General features: G+C 30.6%; 18 protein-coding genes and 1 riboswitch. Of the genes, 17 read left to right on the plus strand and 1 reads right to left on the minus strand.

Annotation, left to right across the window (positions count from 1 at the left end):
- The first annotated feature begins 95 nt into the window (after positions 1–95).
- The 14 genes from KQI89_RS14780 to KQI89_RS17780 all read left to right on the plus strand — a co-directional run bounded on the left by KQI89_RS14780 (position 96) and on the right by KQI89_RS17780 (position 19841).
- Entirely contained in the window at positions 96–1760 is a 1665-nt protein-coding gene (locus KQI89_RS14780; protein WP_246583133.1) for a ribonuclease J, read from the plus strand.
- 874 nt (positions 1761–2634) lie between these two features.
- Complete coding sequence (locus tag KQI89_RS14785; protein ID WP_216457711.1) at positions 2635–4341, plus strand: methyl-accepting chemotaxis protein; 1707 nt, start codon at positions 2635–2637, stop codon at positions 4339–4341.
- Positions 4342–4821: 480 nt separating this feature from the next.
- Positions 4822–5013: riboswitch (cobalamin riboswitch) on the plus strand.
- Between the two features lie 545 nt (positions 5014–5558).
- Positions 5559–6722 carry an ABC transporter substrate-binding protein gene (locus tag KQI89_RS14790; RefSeq protein WP_216457712.1) on the plus strand — a complete coding sequence of 388 codons (1164 nt, stop codon included), beginning with the start codon at positions 5559–5561 and terminating at the stop codon, positions 6720–6722.
- A gap of 58 nt (positions 6723–6780) precedes the next feature.
- A complete protein-coding gene (locus tag KQI89_RS14795; protein ID WP_216457713.1) occupies positions 6781–7809 on the plus strand; it encodes a FecCD family ABC transporter permease in 1029 nt (342 codons plus the stop codon).
- Entirely contained in the window at positions 7806–8999 is a 1194-nt protein-coding gene (locus KQI89_RS14800; RefSeq protein ID WP_216457714.1) for an ABC transporter ATP-binding protein, read from the plus strand. Before KQI89_RS14795 ends, KQI89_RS14800 begins: the two co-directional genes overlap by 4 nt.
- A 162-nt stretch (positions 9000–9161) precedes the next feature.
- Positions 9162–9758, plus strand: coding sequence for an MptD family putative ECF transporter S component (locus KQI89_RS14805; protein WP_216457715.1), 597 nt, complete (start codon positions 9162–9164; stop codon positions 9756–9758).
- Positions 9758–10480 (plus strand): energy-coupling factor transporter transmembrane component T, encoded by a 723-nt coding sequence (locus KQI89_RS14810; RefSeq protein ID WP_216457716.1) that lies wholly within the window; start codon positions 9758–9760, stop codon positions 10478–10480. The genes KQI89_RS14805 and KQI89_RS14810 overlap by 1 nt, the downstream gene beginning before the upstream one ends.
- Positions 10481–10489: 9 nt before the next feature.
- Positions 10490–11944: an ABC transporter ATP-binding protein gene (locus KQI89_RS14815; RefSeq protein ID WP_216457717.1), complete on the plus strand. Its 1455-nt coding sequence runs from the start codon at positions 10490–10492 to the stop codon at positions 11942–11944.
- A 33-nt stretch (positions 11945–11977) separates the two neighbouring features.
- On the plus strand, positions 11978–12937 hold the full coding sequence (locus KQI89_RS14820; RefSeq protein WP_216457718.1) for a helix-turn-helix transcriptional regulator: 960 nt from the start codon (positions 11978–11980) through the stop codon (positions 12935–12937).
- A 158-nt stretch (positions 12938–13095) separates the two neighbouring features.
- Positions 13096–14862 carry an ABC transporter ATP-binding protein gene (locus KQI89_RS14825; protein ID WP_032120988.1) on the plus strand — a complete coding sequence of 589 codons (1767 nt, stop codon included), beginning with the start codon at positions 13096–13098 and terminating at the stop codon, positions 14860–14862.
- The gene (locus tag KQI89_RS14830) at positions 14852–16585 is read left to right on the plus strand and encodes an ABC transporter ATP-binding protein (protein WP_042439190.1); all 1734 of its coding nucleotides are present in this window, start codon (positions 14852–14854) and stop codon (positions 16583–16585) included. The genes KQI89_RS14825 and KQI89_RS14830 overlap by 11 nt, the downstream gene beginning before the upstream one ends.
- Before the next feature lie 306 nt (positions 16586–16891).
- A complete protein-coding gene (locus tag KQI89_RS14835; RefSeq protein WP_216457719.1) occupies positions 16892–17719 on the plus strand; it encodes a TraX family protein in 828 nt (275 codons plus the stop codon).
- A 14-nt stretch (positions 17720–17733) separates the two neighbouring features.
- Entirely contained in the window at positions 17734–18420 is a 687-nt protein-coding gene (locus KQI89_RS14840) for a response regulator transcription factor (RefSeq protein ID WP_216457720.1), read from the plus strand.
- On the plus strand, positions 18402–19841 hold the full coding sequence (locus KQI89_RS17780) for a HAMP domain-containing sensor histidine kinase (RefSeq protein WP_216457721.1): 1440 nt from the start codon (positions 18402–18404) through the stop codon (positions 19839–19841). The genes KQI89_RS14840 and KQI89_RS17780 overlap by 19 nt, the downstream gene beginning before the upstream one ends.
- Before the next feature lie 381 nt (positions 19842–20222).
- On the opposite strand, the gene KQI89_RS18080 is transcribed toward KQI89_RS17780, so the two are convergent.
- Positions 20223–22277 carry a methyl-accepting chemotaxis protein gene (locus KQI89_RS18080; RefSeq protein WP_216457722.1) on the minus strand — a complete coding sequence of 685 codons (2055 nt, stop codon included), beginning with the start codon at positions 22275–22277 and terminating at the stop codon, positions 20223–20225.
- Positions 22278–23011: 734 nt separating this feature from the next.
- On the opposite strand from KQI89_RS18080, the gene KQI89_RS14855 reads away from it, so the two are divergent.
- The 3 genes from KQI89_RS14855 to KQI89_RS14865 all read left to right on the plus strand — a co-directional run bounded on the left by KQI89_RS14855 (position 23012) and on the right by KQI89_RS14865 (position 25212).
- Positions 23012–23584, plus strand: coding sequence for a GNAT family N-acetyltransferase (locus KQI89_RS14855; RefSeq protein WP_216457723.1), 573 nt, complete (start codon positions 23012–23014; stop codon positions 23582–23584).
- A gap of 106 nt (positions 23585–23690) precedes the next feature.
- Positions 23691–24746 carry a serine hydrolase domain-containing protein gene (locus KQI89_RS14860; protein ID WP_216457724.1) on the plus strand — a complete coding sequence of 352 codons (1056 nt, stop codon included), beginning with the start codon at positions 23691–23693 and terminating at the stop codon, positions 24744–24746.
- 16 nt (positions 24747–24762) lie between these two features.
- Positions 24763–25212, plus strand: coding sequence for a GNAT family N-acetyltransferase (locus KQI89_RS14865; protein WP_216457725.1), 450 nt, complete (start codon positions 24763–24765; stop codon positions 25210–25212).
- Positions 25213–25386: the final 174 nt, after the last annotated feature.

Raw genomic sequence — 25386 nt, forward strand, 5'->3', positions numbered from 1 at the left:
AAAAGGTCACATTAAAGGAAATTAAAATAAGGGTATTCAAAAATATTTTGGATTTAGTAGCATATAGAAATAATAAATAATAAGGAGTGAATTTATTGAAAAGTAAAAGCAAAGTAAGGGTTATATCACTAGGAGGTCTTGGTGAAGTTGGAAAGAATATGACCGCCATTGAATGTGATGATGAAATTATTGTAATTGACTGTGGTTTAGCATTTCCCGATGAAGAAATGTATGGTATAGATATTGTAATACCGGATGCAACCTATTTAATAAATAATAGTGATAAGGTAAAAGGATTTTTTATAACTCATGGACATGAAGATCATATTGGAGGACTACCATATATTCTAAAACAAGTGAATGTTCCTATATATGGAACAAAATTAACGCTTGGATTAGTGGAAAGTAAACTGAAAGAACATAATATACTATCAGATTGCAAGTTAAATGTTGTAAAACCAGAGGATGTTATAAAATTAGAAAAGATGTCCGTAGAATTCATAAGAACAAATCATAGTATAGCAGATAGTTGCTCATTAGCAATTCGGACTCCTTTAGGATTAATTGTTCATACAGGAGATTTTAAAGTAGATTATACCCCAATTGATGGAGAAATCATAAATTTAGAAAGATACGCTACACTGGGTAAGCAAGGCGTAATGTTACTTATGGCAGATAGTACAAATTCAGAACGCCCAGGATATACTATGTCAGAAAAGACTGTAGGTGAAAAATTAGACAATATATTTTGGGGAGCAAAAGGTAGAGTCATAGTTGCTACCTTTGCATCAAATATACACAGAGTTCAGCAGATTGCAAATTCATCAATAAAGCAAGGAAGAAAAATTGCCTTTAGTGGTAGAAGTATGGAAAAAATATCACAAGTTGCATTAGAACTAGGATATTTAAATATACCTAGTGAAGTATTAATAGGAATAGAGGAGATTGATAAATACCCTAATAATAAGATTACTATTATAACAACTGGAAGCCAGGGAGAACCTATGTCTGCCCTTACTAGAATTGCCACAGCTACTCACAGAAAAATTAAGATTGAAAAAGGAGATTTATTCATTATTTCAGCATCTCCTATACCAGGAAATGAAAAGTCAATTTCTAATGTAATAAATGAATTATATAGAAAAGGAGCAGAAGTAATTTATCATTCATTAGAAGATGTGCATGTGTCAGGTCATGCTTGTGAAGAGGAGATAAAGCTTATACACAGACTTTTAAAACCTAAATATTTTATACCTATACATGGAGAATATAGGCATTTAAAAAGACACGCTATGATTGCTGAAAACTTAGGCTTAAATAAATCTAATATTTTTATTTTAGATATAGGTGAAGTATTTGAAATTACATCTAAAAGTGTACAGGTTGTTGGTAAAGTTCCTTCAGGAAGAATAATGGTAGATGGATTGGGAGTTGGAGATGTAGGAAATATAGTTTTAAGAGATAGAAAACACTTATCTCAAGATGGAATTATAACGGTAGTAGTGACAATTGACAAGCAAACAGTAAGTGTTATGGCAGGTCCAGACATTGTTTCAAGAGGCTTTGTATATATAAAAGAGTCCGAGGATTTACTAAGAGAAGCACGAAGTTTGATTCAAGTATCATTAGATAAATGTCTTAGCAATAATGTTATTGAATGGTCAGTAATAAAGACCACCATTAGAAATGATTTAGGGGAATTTTTATACAAGAAAACAAAAAGGAAACCATTAATATTGCCTGTTATAATGGAAATATAAGCCTATAAAAATAACTTATTAATAAGGCAAAGTGTTGTGGAGAATATATATTAAAGGAAAAATCACTGTGTCTAAAGGCAAGAACTCTTTTTATAGAGCCAATTGGAGTAGTTTTGAATTACTCCAATTGGCTTTTTTATATTTTTAATATAAAGATAAATACAAATATAAATATAAAAAAACTTTAATTATTTAGGAAAATATTTAATTATATAAAAAATCAACGTAAATTTTAATATTTTATCGAATTATGTTATAATGTACAATTGAATGAGGAATAAGTATTTAAATTGAAATTATAGAATTAAAAACTAACTAAAGAATTCTTTTCATGTAGTGGATAAGAAAACAACAAAAGGATTTTTAATTGATATTTCTAATGAAAAAATAAAAGCGTGGAATGAATTAATAGAAGAAGGTTTTAATATAGCCTAGAGATTAGTTTGCTACAGCTTGTTCTTATTTAAGTTATTTGATTAATACTCCTTTGGATTTAGTAAAGATAGACAAGGTCTTTGTAGATAACATTAAAAATCATAAAACCAAAATTTTAACAAAAGGCGTAGTAAATCTGTCATAAAAAAGTTTTTTACTTTAGAGAAAGTTTCTACCGCGGCTGAACTTTAGAAGGCTTTATCCAAAGATGTCACCGCTTTTTGATGAAATTTTAAATAAGATTTGAGTACTACAGAAAAGTTATAGGATAAACTTTTAGTTATAAGATAACTACTAAAGGAGTAAAAAACTAAAGAGAAGATGAATGTAGCTCTTAATTTAGCTTGTAATGTAGTACAAAATTAATATTATAGGGAACCGCTTTCTATTAAGGATTTTAAAGAATATATTATGTAAAAGGAAGGGAAGAAAATATACAATGTTAAAAAATGTAAAAGTTAAAACAAAATTAATAAGTGCCTTTTTAATAGTATCTATGTTTATAGGTATAGTAGGAGTGGTAGGAGGACTTTCGCTTAAAGATGTAGATAAAGATGCTGAAGAAATGTATAATAACAATCTTCAAAGCATAGATAATTTATTGTCAATAAAGTCTAATTTAGGAGAAATGAAAGGCGAAATTTTAACTATGATGTATGATGAGGATCCATCTGATGTTATAGAAGCAGAAAAAAACATTAAAAATAAGATAGAAGAGTGTTATAGATATTTAGAAGAATATGAAAAACTACCTATGACATCTGAATCAAAAGAAATATTAGAACGATTTAAAATTGATGTTAAAAAAAGTGGAGCTTTAAGAAAAGGTGTAATGGTTGAAGTAAAAGCTAATAATTCTTATGAGGCAAAAAGGCTGTATGACGATATGCAAGCTGTTGAAAAAAATATGATAAATAATCTTGATGAATTTATAGAAATTGATAGAAATGAAGCTAAGTTAGCAAAAGATAATATTAATTCCATATATACTAGATCTAACATGGTTATGATTAGTTTAAGTGTACTTGGTGTTTTAATGGGAATTTTAATAGGCATACTTACAGCAAAAGATATAGAAAAGCCATTAAATAAGATAAAAGATTTAGCAGAGAGGTTGTCATCCTATGATTTATCAACTCCAATTAATCTAACAAGAAAAGATGAATTTGCACAAACAGGTATGGCTTTAAATAATGCACAAGAAAATGTTAAGGCTTTAGTGAAGGTTATTATGGAAAATTCACAGGACATAAGTGCATCCTCTGAAGAACTTTCAGCAACAGCGGAAGAATTATTCTCAAAGGCAGAAAACATCGATCAGGCAATAGTTTCTATTACCTCTGGTACTCAAGAGACAAGCGCTACCACAGAAGAAATCAGTGCATCAACTGAGGAAGTTGATGCTAGTATAAGTGAACTTTCTCAAAAGGCTATGGAAGGAAGTAATAATGCAAATGAATTTAAAGAAAGAGCTACAGTGGTTAAGATCAACAGTGAAAAAGCTATAGAAGAAACAAGAAAATTATATGATGAAAAAGAAAAAATGATGAAAAAAGCTATAGAAGATGGAAAAGTAGTAGATAGTATAAAAGTTATGGCAGATACTATAGCAGGTATAGCGGAGCAAACTAATTTACTTTCACTTAATGCAGCTATAGAGGCAGCAAAAGCTGGAGAACAAGGAAGAGGTTTTGCAGTGGTTGCAGAGGAAGTTAGGAAACTTGCAGAACAATCTGGACAGGCAGTAACAAATATTAAAGAAACTATTGTAAAAGTACAAGAAGCATTTAAAAGCAGTATTGATACAGGAAGTGATATATTAGAGTTCATAAATACAAATGTTCATGAACAATTTAATGCTTATGGAAAAACAGGTAATCAGTATTATGATGATTCGGACTTTGTAAGTAACATGTCAGAGGAAATAGCTGCTATGTCTGAAGAAATTACAGCAACAGTTGGACAGGTAAGTGAAGCAATTCAAAATATGGCTGTTTCTGCACAAAAGTCCAGTGAAGAAGCATTTACAATAAAAGAAGGTATAGATGAAACTACAAAAGCTATAGAGCAAGTGGCATTAACCGCACAAAGCCAAGCAGAACTTGCTGAGAAATTAAATGAAATGATTCAGAAGTTTAAGATTTAAGATATACTTTTACTTTAAAAAGAATTAGGGTGATTTTTTAAGCTACATAGAACTTAAAAGAGGGCCTAGATAATTTTACGTAGTTGATAATTTTATTTTGAAATAAGAAAATCCAAAGGTACTAAGGTTGTAAAATCTCAGTACCTTTGTTTTATGAGCAGTAACTCTTTGATCCTTACAGAGCCTATAAATCCTTTTATGATTAACTATGAGGTTATAATACTTTCTTAAATAAAGTTTTAGAATTATTATAAAAACCTAATCTTTAGTATCTTTCATTACCTCTAAGGAGCAAATAATATTTATACATTCTTAATTAAACCTTGTAATGGTTTGAATTTATAAGTAATTTAGCTATATATGCCTTCCATAAAAACCTATCTTTTAGCATAATAGGTTAATTTATAACATAATAATACATTGACTAAAATTTTGTTAAAAAGTATAATTGTATGGAATACATAGTATTATTTTACAATAGAATAAAATAGAGATATAGGTTCTTCTGTGATAACACAGAAGATTAATAGGGAAACCGGTTAGAATCCGGTGCAAACCCATTGCTGTATTCAGTTACGAATCTCAAATATGCCACTGTGAAAACATTCATGGGAAGGCTTGAGAAGAGGATGATCTGTAAGCCAGAATACCTGCCTATATCTTATGAAGCGGTTAATAGGGTGTCAATGTTAACTGTTAATTTTGTGCGTTGAAATGGGGAACCGCTTAGTAATTTACTAAACGGTTTTTTTATTTATATATTTACTTGTATTAATACAATCTCAAAAGAAAAAGAAAGGCATATGGATGATTTTATGGCATTAATAAAAAATCATGATAAATCCTTTAAACATTTTGTATGATTTAGGTGAAAAATATGTCTGTATTTCAGGAGTTTTAAAAAATGTGAAATTAATACCTGAATCTAAGGAAGAAATAAGGACTCTTCCTATTGACTAGGTTAAAAATATATCTAAAAAACATTACTATGTATCAACCATGGGACAGACTTTTATTAATATTATGACCTGAGGAAAGGAGAGAGTAGGGGAGAACGTAAGGAACATAACCATACTACACAAAAGATAAAGCACTTAAAAAGATGATATAAAGGGGCTGAAACTATGGATGAAGAAGTAAAGGCTTTAGATAAATATTTTAAAGAAGAATTTAATATGACAGCAAAAGAAGCTGTAATCAAATAAGGAGGAATTTTTATGAATATGCTAAAAATAAGAAAAGTTGTAGCAACAGTTGTGTTAGCAGTGGGAACCTTTTCCTTTGTAGGTTGTGCTGCAAAAACTAATACTACTCCAGGGTCTGATTCCAAAGGAGTTAAAAAAGAAAGTCAAGTAAAAAGTAAAGATAATTCAATTAAACATGCAACTAAATTTAATGTGGAGTATTTAGATAATGGAGTTAAGTTAGTAACAGATGGCGCTGACAGGAAGTTACTGTTAGTACCAAAGGAAGGAAAAAAGCCAGAAGGTTATGATGATATTCCAGTTATTAAGACTCCAATAGATAACGCTTTATTATGTTCAAGTATACATACTTCTCTAATAAGACCACTGGATGTATTTGATAGCGTAGGTGGTGTTACAACATACGATGTGGACAAGGGTCATATTGATGAAATAAATGAGAGAATGAAAAAGGGCTCAATTACTTATGTAGGAAAAAATACTGCTTTAGACTATGAATTAATTAAAGCTAAAAAACCAGAAGTAGCATTTATTATATCCACAGATGTAGCAAAATTAGGAGCTAAGTTTGAAGAATTAGGAATACCTTATGTTGTTGAATCTTCATCCTTAGAAAGCCATCCTTTAGGAAGAATGGAATGGATAAAATTCATGTCTCTTTTTTATAATAAAGAAGCTGAAGCTGATAAGTATTTACAAAAGGCAGAAGATACTGTTAAAAGAGTAAGTGAAAAAACTAAAGGAAAAGATAAACCTGTGGTTACAGCTGGAGTTATACACGATGGAAAGTTCTCTATAAGGCTTGGGGGATCATATCAATCAAAGATGTATGATATAGCTGGTGGAGATTATACTTTCAAAGATTTTGAAAGCGATAAGACAGGAGCAAGTTCAATAACTTTTGAGGAATTCTATGCAAAGAGTACTAATGCAGATATATATGTTTTTGAAGGTATGGGAAAATCAAGACCTGAGACTATAAAGGAGTTTGTTAACCAAGCACCTATAATAGAAAATATGAAATCCATCCAAAATGGAGAATTGTGGTCATCACAACCATGGTGGTCTCAATCTGTAGACAAGCTAGATGAAATTATTGAGGATTTAGCAGCAATTTTTTACCCAGAAGAATTCAAAGGGCATGAAGTAAGACACTATTATAAGGTAGCAAAGTAATAAATATAAATTAACAGGAGGGTAAAGTTTTGCCCTCTTTTAAAGTGGAGGAAGAAAAATGGAGAGTAAGGATAGGGCAAGATTTAAACAGGTATTTCTTTTAATAGCTCTTTTAATTATTACGTTTTTTGTATTTGCATTTTGCATTGGATTTGGATCTGTAAAAATAGATTTAAAAGAAGTTATACATATTATTTTTAAAGGGGAAGCCTTTAATACTACAAATAGAGATATTGTTATGAATATAAGATTTCCAAGAGCTTTAGCAACATTAATAGGTGGAGCGGCTTTAGCACTTTCAGGTTTATTACTTCAAATATTTTTTAAAAACCCTATAGTAGAACCCTATGTATTAGGGATTTCCTCAGGATCTACTTTGTTTGTGGCTTTAATAATGCTTGGGGGAATTACTTTAGGGTTTAAAAATCCATCCCCTTATGTATTGGCTTTAGGAGCTTTTTTAGGTGCCTTATTAGTAATGATGCTAGTGGTAGTCTTTGCTGTAAAGGTAAGGGATGTAGTAACCCTTTTAGTTATTGGAATAATGGTTGGATATATTTGTAGTGCTGTTACAAACCTTTTGATAGCTTTTGCAGATAGTGAGAGATTATATGGCTTTGTTATGTGGACAAAAGGAAGCTTCTCAGGTTTTACATGGAAAAATGCAAAGGTGCTTACCACCGTAGGAGTTCCCATGATTATTGCTTCATTTTTCGTAGTAAAACCCCTTAATGCATTTTTAATGGGGGAAGAATATGCTAAAAGCATGGGAGTTGATATAAAAAAGTTTAGATTGATAATTATATTACTTGCTAGTATATTAACAGCTACTGTAACTGCCTTTACAGGGCCTATAGCTTTTATTGGTCTTGCTGTTCCTCATATTTCAAGGATGATTTTTAGAACTTCTGACAATAGAATATTAATTCCAGGTACTGTTATTCTAGGTGCTGTAGTTACCTCATTATGTGATTTGATCTGTAGAACAATTTTTGCACCTATAGAACTACCAATTAGCTCCATAACATCCTTTATTGGAGCTCCTATTGTAATATATCTGATACTTAAAAGGAGGGCCTCACTATGATAACTCTAAATACTGAAGATCTTTATGTAGGTTATGAAAAAAAGGTTGTTGTTAAAGATGTAAATATAAAATTAATAAAGGGAGAAAATTTATGTCTTTTAGGACCAAATGGTGCAGGAAAAACTACTATTTTAAGAACCATAGCTAAACTTTTAAATCCTATAAAAGGAACAGTTTATATAGAGGGAGAGAATATTAAAGATATATCAAATAAAGGGCTTTCAAAGAAAATGTCCGTAGTTTTAACTAATAAGTTTAATGGAGGATTAATGACGGTTTTTGACGTGGTAGCTATGGGTAGATACCCCTATACAGGTTTTTTTGGATACCTAGATAAAAAGGATAGAGAAAAGATTTCTGAAGCTTTAAAAACTGTAAATGCAGAAGATATAGAAAAGTGTGCTTTTGATGAACTAAGTGATGGTCAAAAACAAAAGGTTTTAGTAGCAAGGGCTCTTGTACAGGAACCGGAGGTTATTGTTTTAGATGAACCTACAACACATTTAGATATAAAACATAGATTAGAGCTTATTGAAATACTAAGAAATCTTACAAAAGAAAAGGGAATTACAGTAATATTATCCCTGCATGAAATAGATATGGCATTAAAAAGTTGTGATAAGGTAGCCCTTGTAAATAAGGGGAAAATAATTGCTTATGGAACTCCAGAAGACGTGGTAGATGAGAAAATTATTGAAGAGCTTTATGACATAAAAGAGGCTAATTTTAATAATTTACTTGGATCTATAGAGCTTTCAAATAAGAATGAACCTAAGGCTTTTGTCATAGGTGGTAGTGGCTATGGAGCTTCTATATATAGAATACTTACAAAGTATAATATAGGTTTTTATACAGGGGTTTTACATGAAAATGATATAGATTATGAAATAGCTAGAACTATAGGATTACCTATATTAAAAGAAAATGCCTTTGAAGAAATAAAAGATGAAAATATTAAAAGAGCAAAACACATCATAGATCAGGTGCCTTTTATAATAGATTCAGCTTGTCCAATAGGTCATATGAACAAAAAGAATTTACAATTAATTTCCTATGCTCTAAGTAAAGATAAAAAAGTTTTTAGTTTTAGGACAAAAGAGGAGTGTGTGAAATTATACGGTGAAGCTTATAAAGAAATTGAATGTATAGAATGTATGAATACATTATCAGAAAAACTTATTACTACATAAATTGAAGAGTTGTAGAAGAACTCAGAAATCCTCTTGTAATAATGAGAATTATTATCATAAAGATTATGAAACAGGCTATTTCTTTATGAATAGAGCAGAAAAACTTTTGTATAGATAATATACTACATACAGATGATATTTTTATACAAGGGGGAAGGTTTGATGGCTAGTTCAAGTGAGAAAATGGATTCAAAGGATTTAATCACTACTGGGGTGTTTTGTGTATTGTTTTTTATAGCTACTATGGTTGGAGGTGTGATGTTTGCACCTAATCCTGTGCTGACTTTTTTTACCCCTGTGGCTGTAGCTATTTTTACAGGACCTATTTATATGCTACTAATTCAGAAGGTACCAAAAAGAGGACCAATGATTATTCTTGGCGTCATTATGGGAAGTATGCTTTTTCTCACAGGTATGTTTTGGATATGGGCTATTGCGTGCGTTGTGCTGGGTTTTGTGTCCGGTGAGATTGCAAGGGTAGGAAATTTCAAGAGTTTAAAGCTGAATACTGTAGCATTTATGGTATATTCTCTTAATCCCATTTCATCTTATGTGATGTTGTGGTTAGATAAACAGTCATATGTGGATTATTTGGTAGGTAAGGGAACTGAGGCTCAGTATATGGAAGTTATGGTGCAACATGCTTATGGATGGGTGCTTCCAGCTATGATTATAGGTACCTTATTGGCTTCTTACATAAGTGCTAGTTTAGGTAAGAAGTTAGTGAAAAAACAATTTGCAAAAGCAGGTGTTGTATAATGAATGTGATTTCAATAATGGATGGAGACTCTAAGAGCCGCCTTATAGAGTTAGACCCAAGAACCAAAATATTTGTTTTGGTTCTTTGTAATGTAATCATTTTTTTAGCTCCAAGTATGGAATATGAGATGATATTGATCTTTTCTGCTTTAATATTTGCTGTTTTGTGTGGTGTATATAAGTTTGCACTAAAGATGGGGATTGTCTACGTGGTTTTGATTGGGATACAGTATTTATCGGCTCTTTATTTACCTATAGGTGGGAAGATTTTAATAGTGACTTTTACATCTTTTGCACGGAAACTGTTTCCCTCTGCTGTATTGGGTAAGGCTTTAATTTCTACTACAAAAGTCAATGAGTTTATGGCTGCTATGAATAAATTTAAGGTGCCTAAAAGTATTTTGATACCTATGGCAGTTACTTTGAGGTATTTTCCTATGGCTATGGATGATATAGGAAATATTAAAAATGCTATGAAGGTTAGAGGGATTTTTCCATCCATTGGTGGGTTTCTGAGAAGACCAGAGGAAACTATAGAGCATGTTTATGTGCCTATGATTGTATCAGCATCTAAGATTGCTGATGAGATGTCACAATCTGCTATTGCTCGTGGCATCGATAGCCCTACGAATCGAACTTCTCTAGAGAAAATAGGTTTTGGTACACTAGATATAGTGTGCGGTGTTTACTTTTTAGGACTTTTGATAAAAGTTTTGATGTAGGTGATGAATATGATAAAGATAGAAGATGTGACATATACATACAGTGGTAATAAAGGTGGAGGAGTGAAACATATAAACCTAGACATAGCTAAGGGAGAGTGTGTACTTTTTTGTGGAAAGAGCGGCTGTGGTAAGACCACTATTACTAGGTTAATTAATGGTTTGATTCCCCATTTTTATAGTGGAGAGCTAAAGGGTAATGTATATTTGGATGGAACCCCTATTAAAGATATTAAGATGCATGACATTGCTAGTAGGGTAGGATCTGTGTTTCAAAATCCAAAGACTCAGTTTTTTAATGTAGATGCTAGTAGTGAGATAGCTTTTGTAATGGAAAATTTGTCTTATGCTAGGGAAAAAATAGTGGATAGAGTAAGTGGCGCAGTGACTGATTTGGGACTGGAGGAGTTTTATGACAGGAGTATCTTTAAGATGTCCGGCGGGGAGAGGCAAAAGATAGCTTTTGCTTCTATATATGCTCTTTCACCTGATATATATGTACTAGATGAGCCTTCTTCAAATTTAGATATACAAACCATTGAAGAGATTAGGCGAATACTTATGATGTTGAAAGGTCAAGGGAAGACTATAATTATTGCAGAACATAGACTATATTTTTTAAAAGATGTAGTAGATAGAGTGGTGTATATGGAAGATGGGGTTATTAAGGATGAGTACAGTGGTAATGAATTTTTTAGTCTAAGCCAGAAGGAAAGAGAGCAACGTGGACTTAGGCATTTGGATTTAGAAAAGGTAGAGCTAGACTATAATTTGAAGCCTTGTGGAGAGACTTTTTTAGAAGTGAAGGGATTAGAGCTTTATTATGGAAAGACAAATATTATGAAGGACATCAATTTTCAGGTATCAAGTGGTGAAGTGGTAGGAATTATAGGTAACAATGGACAGGAAAAATCCACTTTGGCAAGAGTTCTTTGTGGTATAGATAAAAAGTATAAGGGTAGTATATGTTATGATGGAGCTAATACTAAACCTAAAGATAGGTTGAAGTTTTTTTATATGGTGCTACAAGATGTGAATCATCAGCTATTTTCAGATAGTGTGGAGGGTGAGTGTGCTCTTGGATATCAGGATGAATGTAATTGTAGTATTGAGGATATGTTAAAAGAGTTAGATTTGTACAAGCATAGAGAAAAACATCCTATGGCTTTATCAGGTGGGGAAAAGCAAAGATTGGTGGTGGCTACCAGTATACTTTGCAACAAAGATGTAATTATTTTTGATGAACCTACCAGTGGACTAGATTTTAACAATATGAAAAGGGTGTCCAAACTTATCCATAAGCTGTCAAAGGCAGGGAAGATAGTTTTTGTGATTACCCATGATTATGAGCTGGTTACTAGTACTTGCCACAAGGTGATAGAGTTTAGGAATAGAAAAATAAGTGATATATATGAGGTTAGTCCTAGCAATCATAAAAAACTTAAGAAGTTTTTTATTGTTTAAGTGGAGGTTACTAATATTAAAAGGAGTTGTTCAATGAGAAGGATGGATGCTGATGAGCAGTTTTTTAAAAGTATACTAGGAAGCATAGTTGATAAAGGAGATGCAGTGGTATACAACATAGCTCCAAATAGAGGATCTGGTAATATGATTAGCTATAATCCTATGGAGGGTATAGAGATTATTTATAATGACTTTACTATGTATGGTTCTATGAAAAAAGGCTTTGAGTTAGATAAGAAATGTATAGAGATTAATTACTGCCTTGAAGGTCATATGGAAGCAGAGTTAGTTAATAATAAATACATATATATGACTAGTGGAGATATTGGCATATTTGGATACAATGTGGATATATTAAATTTTAGTTTTAGTGATAAACATTGCAAAGGTATTACAGTAATGCTCTATTTGCCAGAGGCTATTAATAGTTTAAACTCCTTTTTAGACACTGACGAGTTCAGGGAAGAGGATTTTTTCGATTTTATTTTTCGATCAAATACATGTCTAGTAAGTCATGGCAATGAAAAGCTAGACAATATATTCAAGGCTTTTTACTTGATACCAGTAGAGTATAGAAAACATTTTTTAAAGATAAAGGTGGCAGAGTTAATTCTTAGTTTAATGTCAGATGCTGAGGATACTACTACAGAGGCTGTGTATTTTCAAAAGAATTATGTAGATAAAATCAAGAAAGCTCGTAGGATACTTGTAGATAATTTGGATAGAAAGATAACATTGCCTGAATTAGCGGATATGGTAGGAACCAATGTAACTGACTTAGAAAAGGGATTTAAGGGTATATACGGGAATACTGTGTTTAACTATATGAAAAAATATCGTATGCAAAAGGCTATGGAATTGCTTACTGAAAGTCAATATACAGTGCTTGAAATTTCTCTTTTGTGTGGATATGCCAATAGTAGTAAATTTGCTAAGAATTTCAAAGAGACCTATGGCATGACTCCACTAAAGTATAGAAATTCTAGGAAATAAACCGAAACTGAATATCAATATCAATATGATTTTGAAATGGGCTATTTTTGTTTGTGAGGAGCTGAAAACTTAATACTGATTAAATATACTAAAGGTATCACTAGTGTTTATTAACAATAAGGTACCATGAAAAAGGTATTAAGAAAGAAGGTAAGGACATGAAAAAAAATAAGCAAAAGCCTTTGAAACTTTTGTTTACTTGGTCTGGTAAGGAGAAGTATAAGCTATATGCCGCTATGGCATTGGGTCTTGTAAGTGGAGCATCTATGATGGTGCCTTACATGGGCATATATAAAATATTAGAGAGTTTATATTTAGGTCATTTTACTAGAGAGATAATGATTAAATACAGTGTTACTATACTTTTAGGTGTGTTGATACGAAATATATTTTTATCTATGGGGATTAAATTGTCACATAAAGGAGCTTATAATGCCTTGTATCAGGTTCGTTGCATGGTAATAGAGCATATATCAAAGGTAGGTTTAGGAAATTTAAATGAAAAAGAGTCTGGAGATATTAAAAGAGTCATAAATGATGATATTGAAAAGTTAGAACTATTTTTAGCTCACCACTTGCCAGAGCTTGTGATGTATGCCACAGGTCCTATTGCAGTGTTTATATATTTATTTACAGTGAATTGGGTACTAGCATTGGTATCTTTGATGCCTATACCTATTATCCTATTAATACAGATATATATTTTTAAAAAAATGAGTAATGAAACAGAAAATATAAGTAAGGTCATGGGTAATCTAAATTCTACTATGATAGATTATATTGGTGGTATGAGACTTATTAAAGCCTATAACTTAGGTGAAGATTCTTATACTAAGTTTGCAAATACCATAGATGAACATAGTAGTTTATGGAAAAAAGTATCCTATACTGTAGGTCCTCCATTTGCCACATTTATAGTTATATTGGAAAGTGCTGTTGCATTTTTGATACCAATAGGTGGGTATAAACTTATTCAAGGCACTTTACAGGGTGGAGAGTTTATATTATTTGTTTTTGTAGGCTCCATGTATTTAGTTGAGTTAAGAGCGTTAATGGAATTGGGTTCTAGTTTGTCTCAGGTCCTTAAAGGTATTCATAATGTTATAGAAATATTAAATATACCAAAGCTAGAAGATACAAAAAGGCCATTTCCTAAAAAGCATGATATTGAATTTAAAAATGTAAGTTTTTCTTATGATAAAAAAGTAAATGTATTGAAAAATGTAAACTTTCATATTGAAGGTGGAGAAAAAATAGCAATAGTAGGTAAGTCAGGTGCAGGGAAAAGCACAATTATTCAGTTACTGGCTAGATTTTATGATATTGAAACTGGAGAGATACTTATAGGTAATGAAAATATAAAGGATATAGGATATGGAAACTTACTAGATAATATTTCTATAGTTTTTCAAAAACCTTTTTTAACTAGACAAAGTATACTTGAGAATATCAAAATGGGTACAGAAGCTACTTTTGAAGAGGTAAAGGAAGCTGCTAAGAAAGCTCAAATACACGATTTTATAGAGAGTCTACCTGATGGATATAATACTTTAGTGGGGAACTACGGTTCTAGATTAAGTGGGGGAGAAAAGCAAAGGATAGCTATAGCAAGGGCCATTTTGAAAGATACTCCTATACTTATATTAGATGAAGCAACAGCAGCAGCTGACCCTGAAAATCAGTATGATATAGATATGGCTATTGATAATTTATGTAAAGGCAAAACTGTCCTTATAGTAGCACATAGGCTAAATATTGTTAACAAATGTCATGGTGTAATGGTAGTAGAGGACAATACAGTAAAAGCACTAGGTACTCATAAAGAAGTATTTAGTACAAACAGCTACTATCAAAAAGCTTGGACTGATTACAATAAAGCACGTAATATATCCTATGGATTGAAAGTAGGTGAGCATGTTGGTTAGTAACAATTATATGAAAAAAGGAAGAAAATTTTATACAGCTATGGCTTTAAACTTACTAGAAGGTATATTATCGGGCTCTAGTATTGGGATTATATTTATAGCAATACAGTCCTTGTTTGAAAACAATCTAGATTTGGATAGATTGGTGAGATTAAGTATTTCTATAGGATGTATTTACCTGGTTAGAATTGTTATATATAGCTTTGGATATACTCAAGGTCATGTAGGTGGAGCTGATATGACTAAAGATATTAGACTTTTTTTAGGACAAAAGATGAAACGAATTCCACTTTCTAATTTTTCCAAAAGAAAGAGTGGAGATTATATAAATATTGTAACAAATGATGTAAATAACTATGAGACTATTTTAACTCATAAAGCAGGAGATATACTTAAAAATTCTATTTTGATAGCTTTAATGATAGTTTATTTAATGATGAATAATTTCCTTATTGGAATAATATGTTTAGTAGTAGCTTTAAGTATTATTCCGGTGATGCATTTTTCTATTAAAGTAGTATCTAAATATGGTAAGCTTAAAAATGAAATATTAGCAGAAAACGTTAGTGATGTAGTGGAATATATTACTGGATTGCAGACATTTAAGGCATACAATATGGCAGGGGTAAAAAATCAAAAGACTAGGGAATCTTTAAGAGATATTAGTGATATAAACTACACTTATGAGGCTAAAGTTATACCAGTAGGCACTACATTTAATATGCTTGGAGGACTTATGATGTCAATATCCATCATATTAGCAGGAAGAGCTGTGTTAGATGGAAACTTAGCACCTAGCCAATTGGTAGTACTAGTAGTTATTCCCATGTATTTAGCTAAACTTTTAGGCGTGGTATTTATAGATTTGACATCTTACAAAAATTTAGTTATATCTAAAAAAGCAATTGTAAGTTTAGCAGAGGAAAAAGAGATATTGGATAGCGGTGAAGATTTTGCTCCAAAAGGATATGATATAGATTTTCATGGAGTAAATTTTGAATATGAAAAAGGAGAACAAGTACTTAAAAACATTAGCTTCAAGGCGAAAGAAGGGAAGCTTACAGCTATAGTAGGGGACTCAGGTTCAGGTAAATCTACTATTTTAAATCTTATATCCAAGTTCTATGATCCTAAGTCAGGGGATATATCTATTGGAAAAGTTACAATCAAAAATAAGAGTCCAGAGAAGGTTTTAGAAGTTATATCTATGGTGGATCAAGATGTATTTTTATTTCATGAGACTATTAAAAATAATATTAGATTTGCTCGACCAGAAGCCACAGATAAAGAAATCATAGAAGCTGCTAAAAAAGCAAATTGCCATGATTTTATACAAAAGTTAGAAAAGGGATATGATACAATCATAGGTGAAAATGGAAATCAATTGTCAGGTGGAGAGCGCCAACGTATATCAATTGCAAGAGCTATACTTAAAGATAGCCCAATACTTTTGTTAGATGAGGCCACTGCATCTTTGGATATAGAAAATGAGTTAGCAGTTAAAAAGGCTATACAAAATCTTTTAAGCAAAGACAGAACAGTGATTATGATAGCTCATAGCTTATCGGTAATACAAAATGCTCATAATATATTAGTATTATCTGATGGGCGTATAGTAGAGAGAGGAACTCATGAAGAGCTTATTGAAAACAAAGGCAAATATTACAATATGCTGATGAGTGAGGAAAAGCTTAAGCATGGAGATATGAAATTTTGTATATAGAAAATAAAAGTATATTCTCTCTATATTTATGTTAAGGCAAGGGATATTTCCTTTGTCTTTTTTTATTGGAAATTAAAAAAGCACTATGTTTTTAGGTTCTATAATCCCCATACATTTGGTAATTTTATATAAAAATAAGGGAATAAAGGTATATACCCTATGAAAAACAGTGGTTACATAGGGTAAAAATCAATAAGAACCATTATCTAACTGAAACTTATTAATTTTTATTTTTTTATATAAACTTTATAAATTTTTTATAATTGGGTGCTAGATTGTATGTAGAACTTAAAAGGAGGAATTGAAATGACATTAGAAAAAAGCAAGAAAGGACTTACAGGGTTTCAAATTAAATTTTTAGCCCTTATATTTATGTTTATTGATCATATTAATTATTTTTTTGAATTTACAGGTAAAGTGCCTGTTGTTTTTTCCTGGATTGGTAGATTAGCTGGAGGATTATTTCTATTTACCATGGTAGAAGGCTATACTCACACTTCTAATAAGAAAAAGTATTTTACAAGAATTTATTTAATGTCTGCATTTATGGGAGTTGTAAAATATTTAATTCAAATTATACCGCAGCTTCAAAGAGGAGATGGATTCTATCCTGAAAATAGTATATTCTCAACTTTTGTAATTTTAATTATTATATTTAGGGGAATAGACTATATAAGAGAGAAAAAAATATTTAAAGGTGTTGCGCTTATCTTAGCACCATTTATAATAGCCTATAGCTTTAACTTCTTACCAAGAGCCATGATACCATACGCTTATATGTTAATATCTACTTTAGTGCCTTCTCCATTTTTAGCTGAGGGTGGATTATATGTAATTGCAACTGGGATTATATTATATCTATTTCATAAAAATAGAAAAGTACAAGCCATATCCTATGGAATCTTTGTATTGCTTTGGATGGTAGGTTTACCTTTAATTTATATTAGACCTATTAGTTTAACCCTTATGTTTACACAGTATTATGAGTGGATGGCTGCTTTTGCTTTAATTTTTATGTTCTTATATAATGGAGAAAAAGGTAAGTCTATGAAGAGTTTATTTTATATATTTTATCCTGCACACATATATATACTATATATTCTATCTTTCTTATTATATAGGCTTAAATATTAAAATTTGGAGGGACCATGGAAACTATTCTTATTATCGATGATGAAGCCGATCTTGTTATGATAATAAAAGATGTATTAGAAAATAACGGATACAATGTATTAACTGCATACAATGGTTTGGATGGAATTGAATTGTCTAAGAAAAAACCGGATTTAATAATATTAGATATTATGATGCCTGATATAGATGGTTTTAATGTATGTAACTCCATTCGTGATAATATAAATTGTCCTATTTTATTTTTATCTGCAAGAAATTCAGAAGCTGATAAAATAAAAGGGTTAGCTATTGGTGGAGATGATTATATAACTAAGCCTTTTAGTGTAAAAGAGTTAGTTATGAGAGTTAAAGCTCATTTAAGAAGAGAAAAAAGAGCTTTAAATAGAGAAGATGAGGATTTTTTACAATTTAAAAATTTAAAAATAAACCTTAAGGGAATGACTGTTACAGTTAAGGGTGAAGATTTAAATCTTACTAAAAAGGAATTTGAAATAGTAGAACTTCTGGCTCTTTATCCTGGACAAGTTTTTTCAAAAGAGCAAATATATGAAAAAATATGGGGATTTGATGGCATGGGATGTACCTCAACTGTTACAGAGCATATTAAAAAGATTAGATTTAAAATTTCAGAAATTGAAGAAAGTACTCAATATATAGCTACAGTTTGGGGAGTTGGTTATAAGTGGGACTTAAGACAGTGAAAGACAAGAGTTTAAAACATCAGTTTATATGGGCTTTTATAAAGATAATTGTTATAAGTCTTACTCTATCTATACTAAGTTTTATAATCTGGTTTGAAACTTTTGAATACATTAAATATCCAGCTAACCATTACGAAAGTCAATTACCTAACATCATACAAGAGATTAATGGGAAATATGAGGTTGTTTTGGATAAAAGCTTTGAAGAGGAAATGAATAAAATAGTACCAAAGGAAGGGATCTTATATCAGGTTCTAGATAGTAAGGGTAACTTAATATATGGAAATATTAAGAATCCTTTAATTAAAAATGAAAGAGAATTATATGAAAATCTAAATTCTAATCTAAATTTACAAAATAATAGATTTGCTAGAGTTATACCTGTTTTTAATAAGGAAAATAATATTAAAGGGGCAATCCTATTAGAGTATCAACTTAAAAGTACTCAGAGAACAAAGAATTCCTTAGTATTTAAATTATTTAATTTAGTAATCTTTATACCTTTTGTATACATAGTAACCTTTACGATAATATATTCTAAAAAACTCACTAAGAATATAACAAAGCCTATTAATTTATTAATGGAAGGATCAGAAAAAATTAAGAATAAGGATTTGGATTTTTCTATAAATTATAAGGAAAATAATGAAATAGGAAAACTTTGTGATGCTTTTGAAGATATGAGAGCTAATCTTAAAGAATCTTTAATAAAACAATGGGATATGGAGGAGAAAAGACAAGAAAATATGGCAAGTATTGCCCATGATTTAAAAACTCCTTTAACTATTGTAAATGCTTATTCTGAAGCCCTAATAGATGGTTCAGTTAAGAAGGATAAGTTTAAAGATTATATAGAAGTAATTAAAAGAAATAATGAAAGAGCCTTAATATTATTAGATGATATGAATAAGATATCTAATATTGAAAATCCTAATTTTATTTTAGAGCCTAGAGAGATTAATATTATAGAGTTTTTAAAGGTAAAAGAAAAAGATTATAATCTCTTATGTAAAGAAAAAGGAATTGGTTTTAAAATAGATATTATAGATTTAAGAGAGAAAAATTTTATAGATAGATTTGATATTAAATCTCTAGAGCAAGTATTAGATAATATTATATCCAACAGCATTAGATATACAGAAAAAGGTGAGTATGTAAAATTAGATATACTATGTAGAGATGATGAGATAGAATTTTCTATTGAGGATAATGGAAAGGGATTTACTAATGAGGATTTAAAAAATCTATTTAATAAATTTTATAAGGGAGACAAATCCCGTTCCTTTAAAACAGGACATTCTGGTCTAGGTATGTACATAGCTAAGACTATTGTTGAAAAGCATGGGGGATGTATTAAAGCTGAAAACAATAATCCAAAGGGGGCTATTATTAAATTTAATATAAAGCCAATAAAGAGCTAATATAAAGTAAATAAAAGGATAAGCTTATATATACCAAACATTGAGGGCACTACATTTAACTTAGAATAATTGCACATAAAATTGTAGTTGAAATATAAATCTACAATTTATGTGCAATTAATTTTTCAGGGAAATTCTATTATAGCTAGGTTTTTAAAGGAAGCTCATCTTCATGGCTTCAGATGAGTAAGTGACCACTATCAAGCCATAGGCCTTTGGTACCTGCTTAAGTGATTCACACAAGATCGTAGATCTTGGTTCTCTGCTTAAGCGACTATCACCAAATCATAGATTTGGGATATCTGCTTAGGAAGCTCATCTTCATGGCTTAAGATGATACTCGAAGAGTAAACCACTACCATCAAGCCATAGGCTTAAGTATTATTCGAAGATAAACTTAGAGATTCCCTCATTCATTTTTTCTGCTAATTTTGATAAGGATTCACTAGCATTTGATATTTCTTCTATGGTAGCACTTTGTTCCTGTACTGCTGCACAGGTTTCTTCCGAGCTAGCAGCATTTTCCTCTGATATTGATGACAAATGAAGAACCATCTCTACTAATTCATCTTTTTTACCTATCATTTTTTCGCTAGATTTATTTAAACTTTCCACAATTGACTTCATTTGATCTATGTTACTTGAAATTATTTCAAAGCTTTTATTGGTGCTATATACCCCCTCAGTTTGTGATGATGTCCTATCCTTTACTATACCCATATTTTTCACGGCTTCCTCTGTTTTTGCTGAGAGTTCTTCAATTATTTTTGAAATTTCACTAGTAAAATTATTAGATTGTTCTGCTAGTTTACGTATTTCATCTGCTACCACTGAAAAACCACGTCCCGCTTCTCCAGCACGTGCTGCTTCAATGGCTGCATTCAATGCTAAGAGGTTTGTTTGTTCTGCAATGCTTTTAATCATTTCACTGGCAGTTTCAATTTTTTCTGCACCCTCATTTGTTTCTAAAATAACATGTTGTATTTTTTCTATAGCAGTGCTGTTCTCCTTTGTCTTTTCAATTAAGTCTTTTAGTGTTTCAACTCCTTCAATGGTTTTAAGGTTCACGTCTTCTAAAGCCTGATTTAAATTACCCATCATGTTCTGATTTTCTGTTATAAATTCCCCTAGTGCATTGGCATTTACCGTTCCCTCTTCTGTCTTCTTAGCTTGGTCACTAGCACCTTGTGCAATTTCATCCACAGCTTTTGTTATTTCATTAGACACAAGTTCAGATTGTTGGCTACTTGCAGTTAATTCTTCTGAAGAAGCTGCTAATTGCTCAGAGGTATTGGCTATGTTTTTAATTATTCCTTTAATAGAATCTTTCATTACTTCCACAGCACTTGCCATTTCCCCAAACTCATCTTTTTTATCCAATAATTCTTTAGGGACCTCTTTTGTAAAATCACCTTTAGATAGAGCTCCTAAAATCATCTTAAACTTATCAATTGACTTTATAGAATACTTTGAGGTATTAAATAAAATTATTGCTAAAACACAGAAAACCACAAGTCCAGATACCGCAATGATTATAATATTTTTATATATGCTTGAGTACAGGTTTTCCATAGAAAAGCCTATATCAATTGCACCAATAGTTTCCCCATCTAATACAATAGGAAATGCAACTTCTTGTACAGTAATACCATTAGGGTTGTCATCATCTTTATAATCATATTGTGCTACATAAGTTTTTCCATCTATTACAGCGGTTTTGCTACCAACATCACTACATTCTATTCCTATTCTATCCTTATTTCCATGAGCAGTTGCTTTTAGATTCTTATCTATAAAGAGAGCATAAACCACATTTTCTTCTTTTACTAATTCTTCAACTAAAGTTTGATAACTAAATTTTTTAGTTAAGTTATCAACTTCATTTGCTCGTATACTTATTTGAATAAAACTACCATCAATATTTCTTAAGTAACCATACTTATTATAGTTTTCTGATTCTGTATCTTTTCTTATTTCCTCCATTAGTTCAGGCTTTCCAGTTGTTCTGAATTTTTCTACGGGATGATCTTTTGTTGTCTTCCAGCCTAGATAGGAGTCCACAGTAGAATAAATAATCTCACCCTCTGGGGAATACCAAAATACTTCATTTATCCCTAAAATTTTAACGAAATTTTTTAAAAAATCATTAGTTAAATTTTGTTGGTTTTCCATTATAATTTTTCCAGAAGTTCTAATTTTTTCTTCTAACATTAAATTTATATTTCTTAAAGATTGATTATTGTTTTCCGCCTTTGATGCTATTTGTTTTGCAAGAAGTATTCCGTCATTTTCCATCTGATTTAAAAGACTTTTTTTAATAAACAAAGATGAGACTATACCGATGATTGAAATGGATATAAATATAACTATTAAAGGAATTACAATGAGATTGGTCTTGATTGATGTTTTTTTGGACTTTTTCTCTGATGTTTTCACGATTTTCCACCCCTTTTTAATAGTGCAGGTATTAAAATTTTCCATATTTAATTTTTGACTTTATTTTCACATTACTACAATATTCGATAAAAATTTTATTTTTCCTTTGTTTTTTCTACTATTTATTAAAAATAATAAAGCTTAGTATTGTATCTATATTTTCATGCAAGATTTCAATTAATAATCTTTTTTGTTTTATAAGTTTTATCTAACTTTTAACCTATCTTCATGTATTAAATAGTTTAATTACTTCTTAATTTATACACTTTCGGATTAACAAATTTTCAAAGAGCAAGATCTCTAGTAGAACTTAGTTGGATACTTGGTAGGTATTAGAAATTAAAAAACTTGACAGTATTTTCAGAATAAACTAAAATATAATAGTAGGTAAAATTTATCACACTAGGAGGATTAATGTAATGATTATAATGTTCTACTTTAACATCTAATAAAAAATAGAGTCATAATATCATAGGGATTTTGTAAGTTTTTATGCTTATAAGGTTTATTTATGATGGGCTTAATTATTATTTTATTAGTTAGTAGAACAACATTAATTACAATCCTTTAATTTAATTTCATTTAAAGATTTTAAAGGCTACCATAAGTGTAGCTATCTTAGTCATTGAAATTTTAAGGTTGCAAATGAATGTATGTTCATTTGCAACCTTTTATTATTTTTGGAAGTATATAAAAGAAATAAATTAGTAAAAATTTCTTTGGAGGAAATAATGATGAATAAAAAATGTTTTGATATTTTTCCAGTGTTGGAAACTGAAAGACTTATACTAAGGCAAATAAATTCAAAGGATAGACAAGTAATATTTGAAATATATGGTGATGCTAAGGTGGCGGAGTATGATTGGTTTAGTCCAATTGACAGAGAGGAGAAGGCTATAACATTCATTGAACACTTTAACAAGGAGTTTGAAGCTCAAGAAGAAATAACCTTTGGCATAGTTAGAAAGGAGGATGGAGCTTTTATTGGTTGTTGCTGTTTAGGAGATTTTGATGATGATACTAGTAGAAGTGAGATTGGGTACGTATTAAAGAGAAGAGAGTGGAATAAAGGCTATGCTACAGAATCCGTAAAAGCATTAGTTACCTTTGGCTTTGAAACTATGGATTTAAATAGAATAGAGGCTTTTATAACACCAGGAAATGATGCTTCTATAGCTGTGCTAAAAAAAGCAGGCTTTATTCAAGAAGGAATTGTTAGAGAAAGAGATTTAATTAAAGGAAAATTAGAGGATGGTGTGATTTTAGCTATACTAAAAAGAGATTATTTATCAAATCACATTTTATAAAATACCAGTGTAGATAAGTTCTTTTAACTGTAGGATTAAGAGAGGTGCCATTATAAATAAACTGAACTTTAGCATAAAAAATATTTCATGAGGGGAGAAATTAATTATGAGAGAAAAATTAATAAATATTATAGAAGGTTTAGCAAAGGAAGAGAAGTTTTCAGGAGTAGTATTAATAAATAAAGATAATAAGGAATTTTTTAAAGGTGCTTATGGCTACGCACATAGGGGGTGGAAGATACCTAATGCCTTAGATATAAGATATGGGACAGCTTCTGTTACTAAGGTATTTACAGCAGTAGCGGTGCTCCAATTAATAGAAAAGGGATTATTAAATTTTGATACAAAGATAAGAGAATTATTAGATCTTAGTGAAAGTAAAATACCAACAAATGTGACAATAAAGCATTTACTCATGCATACTTCAGGAATAGGAGACTATTTTGATGAAGATAGTGAGGAAGCAAAAGAATGTATTTTAGGACAGGTTCCGAATTATTTTATAAAAGAAGTATCAGATTTATTACCTTTATTACTTCATAAGGAGCCAGTATTTGAGGCAGGGACAAAATTTAGCTATTGCAATGGAGGATATGTATTACTAGGACTAGCTATAGAAAAAGTAAGTGGCAAAAGCTATTTTGATTATGTTAAAGAAAATGTATTTTTAAAGGCTGGTATGAAGTATTCGGATTTTATTCCACTGAATAAGGTTTCTGATAAAGTAGCGGAAAGTTATATACCTGTAGAAAATAATCAGGGTGAAGTTACTCAATGGAAAACCAATGTGTATAGCATTCCTACTTATGGAGCTCCAGATGGAGGAGCCTTTGTAACTGCAGAGGATTTAATGATATTTATGAGAGCACTTAGAGAAGGAAAACTTTTATCAGAAGAAATGAGTAAAGCAATATTAACACCTCAAGTTACTGAATCTGAAAAGGATGGTAAGTACTTTCAATATAGTTATGGAATATGGTTCTTATCAAAGGAAGATGGTGTAATTCGTATGGAACTTAGTGGAGATGATCCAGGCCTTGAAGCAATGGCTTTTTATTATCCTAAACATAATATTGAGTTAGTGATCTTATCAAACATGGATAATTCTGCCTATGCTTTAACAAGGATTATAAATGAAATGGTTATAAATTCAGAAATATAGAAGGGAGAATATAATTATGGAAATTATATTTAAAGAAGTGAATGTTCATAATTGGGAAAAATGCGTTGACTTGAAGGTTTCAGAGGATCAGAAAAATTTTGTAGCAGCAAATTGGTATTCATTATTACAAGCAAAATTTTATGAGGAGGAAGAGTTATACCCAATAGCTATCTATGATGGAGATACAATGGTTGGATTTTTAATGTATTGTCTAGACATAGAGGAAGGCAGAAATAGATGGGAAATGTGTAGGCTTATGATTGATAAAAAATATCAAGGTAAGGGATATGGAAAGAAAACATTAGATAAACTATTAAATCATATAAGAGAAAAATACGGAAATATAGAATTTTACACAAGTATAGAACCAGATAATATTGTTGCACAAAAGTTATATGAAAGTATGGGCTTTAAAAAAACAGGAGAAATTCTTTGGGGTGAAGAGGTTATGATGGTTCAATTATAAACAGAGTTCTTGGCTTTTAGAGGGAGGTTTCATTCCTAAACTGTTAATTTATATAGAAAAATTCATCTCGGAGGAAGAGTTTGAAGATTATTTTAGCTTGGTTGCTAATGAAAAAGTAATGGAAATGGTTACGGAAAGAGCAATCTAGAGAAATTATTTTGAGGTAACCAAAGC

Origin of the sequence: Clostridium simiarum (genome assembly GCF_018919175.1) — a bacterium.
GTDB lineage: Bacteria > Bacillota > Clostridia > Clostridiales > Clostridiaceae > Clostridium_L > Clostridium_L simiarum.